Source organism: Alloprevotella sp. (assembly GCF_057240785.1).
The window spans coordinates 38,712-45,036 of record NZ_DBHHRH010000023.1 but is presented as its reverse complement, the minus strand read 5'-3'; the positions used below and the strand labels follow the sequence as shown (position 1 = coordinate 45,036).

The 6,325-nt window shown below is 43.1% G+C and carries 6 protein-coding genes and 1 pseudogene; 2 read left to right on the top strand and 5 right to left on the bottom strand.

Features of this window, described 5'->3' with window-relative positions; translation table 11 throughout:
- The 4 genes and pseudogenes from ACO4R2_RS05600 to mtaB all read right to left on the bottom strand — a co-directional run.
- Window positions 1-352, bottom strand: a pseudogene (locus ACO4R2_RS05600) (hypothetical protein); the annotation flags it as partial.
- 44 nt (window positions 353-396) lie between these two features.
- A complete protein-coding gene (locus tag ACO4R2_RS05595; RefSeq protein WP_484769504.1) occupies window positions 397-1,116 on the bottom strand; it encodes an SAM-dependent methyltransferase in 720 nt (239 codons plus the stop codon).
- Window positions 1,117-1,148: 32 nt separating this feature from the next.
- Window positions 1,149-2,192 carry a glycosyltransferase family 2 protein gene (locus ACO4R2_RS05590; RefSeq protein WP_484769503.1) on the bottom strand — a complete coding sequence of 348 codons (1,044 nt, stop codon included), beginning with the start codon at window positions 2,190-2,192 and terminating at the stop codon, window positions 1,149-1,151.
- Between the two features lie 65 nt (window positions 2,193-2,257).
- Window positions 2,258-3,595, bottom strand: a complete 1,338-nt coding sequence (gene mtaB, locus ACO4R2_RS05585; protein WP_484769502.1) for a tRNA (N(6)-L-threonylcarbamoyladenosine(37)-C(2))-methylthiotransferase MtaB — start codon at window positions 3,593-3,595, stop codon at window positions 2,258-2,260.
- A gap of 252 nt (window positions 3,596-3,847) precedes the next feature.
- Between mtaB and ACO4R2_RS05580 the strand changes: the two genes are divergently transcribed.
- Entirely contained in the window at window positions 3,848-4,051 is a 204-nt protein-coding gene (locus tag ACO4R2_RS05580; RefSeq protein WP_311491264.1) for a hypothetical protein, read from the top strand.
- Window positions 4,052-4,309: 258 nt separating this feature from the next.
- Here the strand turns inward: ACO4R2_RS05580 and ACO4R2_RS05575 are convergent, their stop codons facing one another.
- On the bottom strand, window positions 4,310-4,777 hold the full coding sequence (locus ACO4R2_RS05575; protein ID WP_311491265.1) for an Lrp/AsnC family transcriptional regulator: 468 nt from the start codon (window positions 4,775-4,777) through the stop codon (window positions 4,310-4,312).
- 240 nt (window positions 4,778-5,017) lie between these two features.
- On the opposite strand from ACO4R2_RS05575, the gene ACO4R2_RS05570 reads away from it, so the two are divergent.
- Window positions 5,018-6,301: an O-acetylhomoserine aminocarboxypropyltransferase/cysteine synthase family protein gene (locus tag ACO4R2_RS05570; RefSeq protein WP_484769501.1), complete on the top strand. Its 1,284-nt coding sequence runs from the start codon at window positions 5,018-5,020 to the stop codon at window positions 6,299-6,301.
- Window positions 6,302-6,325: the final 24 nt, after the last annotated feature.

The following is a 6,325-nucleotide window of genomic DNA, read 5'->3' as shown; positions in this document are numbered from 1 at the left end:
TTTTATTGAAACTTTTTTTGAGGAAAAAGAAGTATTGCTTATCCCGAATTGGGGTGTAGATACGTATTTCAGAGAACGATTGCTTTCGCTGCCACAAAATGAAAGTGCCGATGGCCAGAGGTATAAGCGCAACCCAAAACTCATTGATAAGAAAATTTGCATTTTTAGTGCCTCCTTGGACACCACAAACAGAAATCGCAAAATCGGTAATTTCTGTTTGGATAAAAGAGAAACGCGTTGCAAGAAGTATGGAGATAACAACAGTCCACACGATGACTACTCCTTTCCATTTACCTTTTCCTGCGTATTGGCTCATATCCAATACGTGCTTAGATACCAATATATCTTCCATTTCTAAATTGTGTGTATGTAGTAAATAAAAAGATATGCACGAGCCTACCGCGCATAGATTGCAAAGATAGCAGGAATTTTCGCCAGTTCGGGAAGTCCACTCTGTTTCCACTGCTTGAGCGTCTGTGTCTTTATCCATTCCTGCTCTGTTGTTATGCCCGCTGCCAAGCAGAGTCGGGTTGTTGGTGAACAGGCACGGAGAATATCATCGAACATCTTTTTGTTGCGATAAGGCGTTTCGATGAACAGCTGCGTTTGATGCTCGCGTCGCGAAACCTCCTCCAGATGCTTCAACTTCTTTTGGCGCTCAGAAGGATCTATAGGCAGATAGCCATGAAAAGCAAAACTCTGCCCATTGAAACCGCTGGCCATAACGGCCAAGATGATACTCGAAGGACCAACAAGCGGGACGACACGGAGCCCTTCACGCTGAGCAATGGCTACAATATCTGCACCAGGATCGGCCACAGCAGGACAACCTGCTTCGCTGATAACACCTACGCTTTCTCCCTTGCGCAACGGAGCTAAATAAAAAGCAAATCTATCAATATCGGCGTGCTTTCCCATGGGATAGAAGTGCAGGTCATCGATATTTATTTCGCGATCCACCTGCTTGAGAAAGCGGCGAGCGGTGCGGATTTCCTCCACAATGAAATGGCGAATACTGAGAATCACTTCCTTGTTGTAGGCAGGAAGCACTTGTTCTATGGGGGTTGCACCTAGGGTGCAGGGAATCAGATATAATGCGGGAGAAGATTTTTCCATACTTTATTTACTAAGAATGAATGATAAGAAATTTAGGAGCGAACTTTCGGAAAAATATCACTAAACTTCTTCTTTCCCTTCGCATAATAGAGCCACAAAAGACTTTGAGGAATGCGCTCGGGAATGGGATTAGTATTCCCCTTTACCTGAATGGCTTTTGCCAAATTTTCTTGGCGAGATGGGTAAAAATCAGATTTCAGCCGGTGAAACTCACAGCGCGCATCATAAACAGCTTTGGCGTGTTTCCAACCATCGGTAAGTAGCATTTTTGCAGCTGCCACATAATCAAGAATAGCTCTTATCCGCATCACTGGCTTCAGTTCTGCTTCAGGCAAATTCTTGTAGAGCATCAGCAAGTTATTACGGAAATTGAGGAAGGTCTTACGCGGATGACCTGCATTGAGCGTTCCACCACCAACATGATAAACAACGCTCTCGGGCACACACACAAGGCCTCGACCGCGACTACGCAAACGCCAGCAGAAATCAATCTCTTCCATGTGGGCAAAGAAGCGCGCATCCAGCCCACCTACTTCGTGCCAATCAACACTGCGCACCATCAACGCTGCTCCAGTAGCCCAAAAGATGGGGGTTATATCATCGTACTGTCCATTATCTTTCTCGACATCAGCAAAAAGACGGCCGCGACAGAAAGGGTAACCATATTTATCGATAAAACCACCCGAGGCACCAGCATATTCAAAACTATCGCGCTCACGTTCGGCCAACAATTTAGGCTGACAAGCGGCCACTTCAGGATGCTTATCCATATAGTTCAACAACGGTTGCAACCAATTCGGCGTGACTTCCACGTCTGAATTTAGCAGCAGATAGTATTCAGCTTCCACCTGCTCTAAGGCTTTATCATAACCTTCTGCAAAACCATAGTTTTTATCCAAGAGAATGAGTCGGACAGAGGGAAACTTCTGCTTCAACATTTCAACAGAATCATCTGTCGAACCATTGTCAGCTACAATCACTTCGGCTTCTTCACTATTCTGTATCACTGAAGGAAGAAACTTCTGCATCATGGCCGCCCCATTCCAATTCAGAATAACAACTGCAATGCGTGTCATTACGTTCGTATTTGTATAAAACTAAAAGGGACTATTCGGGCAAACTCGAATAGTCCTCTATTTTATTATCTCACCGTCAAAGCCTGCCCGTCTGCTGTAAAGTCACCCAAAGTGACAACAGAAACGGTATTGTCGGGCATCTCAACACCTAAAGGCAATTCAACGCGGATATAATTATCTGTAAAGCCATGAATAGGATGTCCTGGCTTAGCATGCTCCCAAAGTACAGGGCGTTCTTTCCCTATAAATTTTGAATAAAACCCTTTTCGCTTCTCTTCCGAAAGATTTAGCAAACGCTGGCTGCGTTCGCGGCGAGTTTGTGGCGACACTACATAAGGTATCTCCAAAGCCTTTGTTCCTGGGCGCTCGGAATAGCTAAAAACGTGAAGTTGGGCAATGTCCAAACTCTGGATAAACTCATAAGCCTCTTCGAAGAATTCATCCTTCTCACCGCGCGTACCGACTATAACATCCACACCGATAAAGGCATCAGGAATGGTCGCTTTTACTCGCTCCATCTTCTGACGGAAGAAAGCTGTATCATAGCGGCGACGCATCAGCTTGAGAACATCGTCCGAACCGCTCTGAAGAGGAATATGGAAATGCGGCATAAAGGCACGCGAATGAGCACAGAAATCAATAATTTCGTCAGTAATCAAGTTTGGCTCGATAGAAGAAATACGATAACGCTCAATCCCTTCCACCTGATCTAAAGCCTTAACAAGACTAAAGAAATCTTCGCCCGTAGAACGACCGAAATCTCCAATATTTACACCAGTAATAACAATTTCTTTTCCGCCTTCTGCTGCTACCGCTTCAGCTTGGGCCACTAGCGAAGCAATAGAACCATTTCGGCTCCGCCCGCGAGCAAAGGGAATGGTGCAATAAGTGCAATAGTAGTTGCAACCATCTTGCACCTTAATGAAATAGCGAGTACGATCGCCACGCGAACAACTGGGAACAAAAGTTTGTATGTCCTTTGTTGGAACAGCATAAGCCTCGTGGATATTCTCGCCCTGCTCTAAAGCCATGCGTTGGGCCAGTCCTTCTTGCAGATAGTGGATAACATTTCCTTTCTGTTCCATACCCACCACCAAATCCACTCCAGGAAATTTTGCAATCTTTTCGGGCTGCAACTGCGCGTAGCAACCCAAAACAACAACAAAAGCTCCAGGATTTTCACGAGTTAGGCGATTGATAGCCTGCCGACACTTATGGTCAGCAACATCTGTAACGCTGCAAGTATTTACAATACAGATATCTGCATGCTCCCCGTCTGCCGCAGGCTCCACACCATATTTACACAGCGCATCGCTTAGCGAAGACGTCTCGGCAAAGTTCAGTTTGCAGCCCAATGTTTGATAGGCAGCTTTCTTCCCCTTTAATATATTATATGTATCCAAGGAAATAATCTCTTTAAAATTTCACTTGCAAAGATACAACAAAGTTAGCGATTAGCAGAAAAAGAGGGTAATAGCCCCACAAATACCCATTTTTGATAGGTATTAATAGCAAAAACAGCTTTTTATTGTTAAATCTGCATTTTTATACTAAAAATAATTACCCAAACTCTTGCATGGATATAAAAAGTCCGTACCTTTGCATCGTTTTAATAAAGGCAATTGATTGTTTTACATTTAAAAATTTCAAAACCAATGAAAAAGTTAGTTTTCATGCTCGTAGCTTTCGCAGCTATTTCTTTCGCTTCTTGCGGTAACAAAACAGACAACAACGCTGCTACTACCGATTCTGATAGCGCAACTGCTGTTGATTCTATGAACGATTCAGTTAAGGCTGACAGCACTAAAGCTGCTGATTCAGTTAAGACTGACTCTGCTACTCAGACTCCTGCTGCTTAAGCAAAGCTACCTACATGGTAAAAGATCAGCCCTTCAAGCTCAGCTTGAAGGGCTTTTTGTTGTAAGAAAGCTCTATCCTTTACGAAAAAGAAAAGGGAAATGTATTTTCACTTCCCCATCTATGCCTAATCTTAATTGCTAAGACACAAAAATATCCTTATAGCGTTTGAAAATTTCCTTATTGTGTCAGCTGACGCAATAAGGATGTCAGCCAATACCCTTATTGTATTTTAGATACATAATAAAGATACTGACAACTTAGAAGTATAAGCCATAACTTTGCTTAATTTCGTCCATCACAAAAGTACTTTCGATGGAGCCTAAACTTTCTATTCCGCCCAGCGTATTGATGACAAACGACTGGTAAGCACGCATATCCGTGGCATGAACCTTGAGTAGATAGTCATAATTACCAGATATATTATAGCATTCCGACACTTCTGGAATGTCTTTTATAACATCTACAAAACTCTGCGCTATATCGCGATTCATTTGTTTAAGCTTCACTTGACAAAACACCGTGAATCCCTGATTAAGCTTTTCTGCATCAAGAATTGCAATATATTTCTTAATAATACCATCGCGTTCCAAGCGTTTTAAGCGTTCAAACACAGGGGTTGTTGAGAGGTTTACCTCATGAGCCAACTCTTTTGTCGTCATCCGTGCATTCTGCTGCAACACGCGCAAAAGTTGCAAGTCTGTCTTGTCTAATTTGTCCGTTCCCATTATTTTCTTTTTTTACTGTGCATTGGGAAAAGCAAGCGTTCACTTTATTTCTCTATCCTGCAAACAGAAAAAAATTCTATTCAAATAGGAAGAAAAAAGAAGCGACTTACTTATTTTCCTTTTTGTGAATGCAAATATAGTATTATTTTTCAAATCATGAAAACCACTTGGTATTTATTTCTATTATTTCTTACCTTTGCAGTCAGAATAGAAACAGAATAACAAATAAATACAATAATTATGAGTAACAAAAAATGGCATTTTGAAACGCTTCAACTTCATGTAGGTCAAGAGCAAGCAGACCCAACAAGCGACAGTCGGGCAGTACCTATTTATCAGACTTCTGCGTACGTTTTTCACGACTTCCAGCATGCAGAGGATCGTTTCTCACTTAGCGATGCAGGCAACATTTATGGTCGTTTGAACAACACAACTCAAGGAATCTTTGAAGAACGCATATCTGCTCTTGAGGGTGGGGTTGGTGCATTAGCTGTAGCCTCTGGAGCTGCAGCTGTAACCTACGCCATCATCAACATAGCTAACCAAGGCGACCACGTCGTAGCATCTAAAACAATCTACGGTGGAACTTACAACCTCCTAGAACACACGCTACGCCGTTTTGGAATTTCTACGACCTTTGTAGATTCAGACGACTTGGATGCTTTCGAGAAAGCAATTCAGCCCAACACAAAACTTCTATATATTGAGACGCTTGGTAACCCCAATTCGAACATTACAAATATCGAAGCCACTGCTGAGATTGCACATCGCAACGGAATTCCCCTCTTGATTGATAATACGTTTGGCACTCCTTATCTGATACGCCCCATTGAGCATGGAGCAGATATCGTTATCCATAGTGCCACAAAGTTTATCGGTGGACATGGCACTTCTTTAGGCGGTGTCATCGTTGACGGTGGCACATTCAACTGGGCAAAGAGTGATAAATTCCCTCAATTCACTGAGCCAGATCCTTCATATCATGGTCTGAAATTCGGAGCAATCCCCGCCCCATTCGTGACACGCATCCGCGCACTCATATTGCGCGACACGGGTGCAGCTATTAGTCCATTCAACGCTTGGGCACTTCTACAAGGACTTGAGACTCTTTCTTTACGCGTAGAGCGTCACGTTGAAAACGCATTAAAGGTTGTGGATTTTCTCCAACAACATCCGCTCGTGGAGAAGGTGAACCACCCGAGTTTGCCCACACATCCTAATCACGATCTTTATCAGCGCTACTTCCCTAATGGAGCTGGCAGCATCTTCACCTTTGAAATCAAAGGTGGCAAAAAAGCTGCACAACAATTCATCGACAGCCTGCAAATTTTCTCATTAGTGGCCAACGTGGCAGATCTCAAATCACTTGTCATTCATCCTGCTACAACTACCCATTCACAGGAAACTCCAGAGGAGCAAGCCAGCCAAGGCATTTTCCCAGGCACTATCCGCCTCAGCATCGGTACGGAACATATCGATGATCTTATTACTGACCTCAAACAGGCCTTTGATAATGTAAAATAAAAAAATATAACTTACAACTTCATA